This is a genomic window from Bacillus sp. MN7755 (genome assembly GCF_054771475.1).
Window position 1 is genome coordinate 1 of record NZ_BTRL01000042.1, and the last position, 1349, is coordinate 1349.

1 protein-coding gene is annotated in these 1349 nt (G+C 34.3%); it reads left to right on the forward strand.

Annotated elements, in window-relative coordinates; translation table 11 throughout:
• The coding region (locus tag ACYVEC_RS30060; RefSeq protein ID WP_460509523.1) for a non-ribosomal peptide synthetase at window positions 1-1349 on the forward strand (1349 nt) is incomplete at both ends.

Consider the following 1349-nt stretch of genomic DNA (forward strand, 5'->3'; position numbering starts at 1 on the left):
GATACAGAAAAAGAAAAAGTTATTTATGAATTCAATAGGACACATATTGAATATCAAAACGATAAGACGATTATTGAAAGATTTGAGGAACAGGTGGAAAAAACTCCAGATAAAATAGCTGTAGAATATGAAGGGGAGAGCCTTACCTATAGACAATTGAATGCAAAGGCAAACACCATTGGGAAAAATTTAAGAGACAAGGGAGTACATACAGAATCCATTGTCGGAATCGTAACAAAGCGTTCGCTAGAAATGATTGTTGGGATTTATGGTGTACTAAAAGCAGGTGGGGCGTATTTACCAATTGATTCAGAATATCCGGTAGAGAGAATTAATTTTATGTTGAACGATAGTAAGGCAAAAGTATTGTTAGTGGGTGAAGGTAATCAAAGTATAGTAGATCATATAGATGCTTCAACTATACTTGTTAATCTTACAAATTGTGAAGAGGATCAGATAAATCCAGTTCATATCTCTCAACCAGATAGTTTGGCATATGTCATTTATACTTCTGGTACAACAGGAACACCGAAAGGTGTAATGGTTGAAAATAGGAATGTAATGAATCTATCTAATTGGCAAATCGATGAAGGGAAGTATGGAGAAGATACGGTTGTTCTTCAAAATTTAAACTATATCTTCGATGGTTCAGTTTGGGAAATTTTCCCTGTTACTTTATCAGGAGGAAAACTGTTAATTATTTCTGAAATACAAAACAAAGAACCTAGAGAGTTATTAACTCTTTTAGAGAAAAAGCAAGCTCTGTTAGTACCATCAATGTTCAGAATGTTGTTGGAATATGCAGAAAAAAATGGAAAAACGGATGAATTAAAGCAGTTTGAAAGACTATATTTAGGAGCTGAACCACTTACTAGTGATCTGATAGCGAAGTATGAGGAGATAACAGGGGCAAGTATAGACAATATAAACAATTTATATGGTCCAACTGAAGCTACGGTTGTAGCTACTTCATATCGATTTAACGGGAAAGATAATAGAGAAATCATTCCGATAGGAAAGCCAATTGCCAATACTCAAATATATATTTTGAATAACAAGAGTATATGTGGAATTGGTATGCCGGGAGAATTATGTATTGGTGGTTCAGGTGTTTCTAGAGGGTATTTAAACAGAGCAGAACTGACGGCTGAAAAATTTGTAGTTAATCCTTACAGACCAAATGAGAGAATCTATCGAACGGGAGATTTAGCTCGTTGGAATGAAGATGGAAATATTGAATATTTAGGTAGAATAGATGAACAAGTTAAAATTAGAGGGTTTAGAATTGAATTGGGAGAGATTGAAGAAAGAATTAGGGATGTAGAAGGAATCAGTGATGCCGTTGTTAT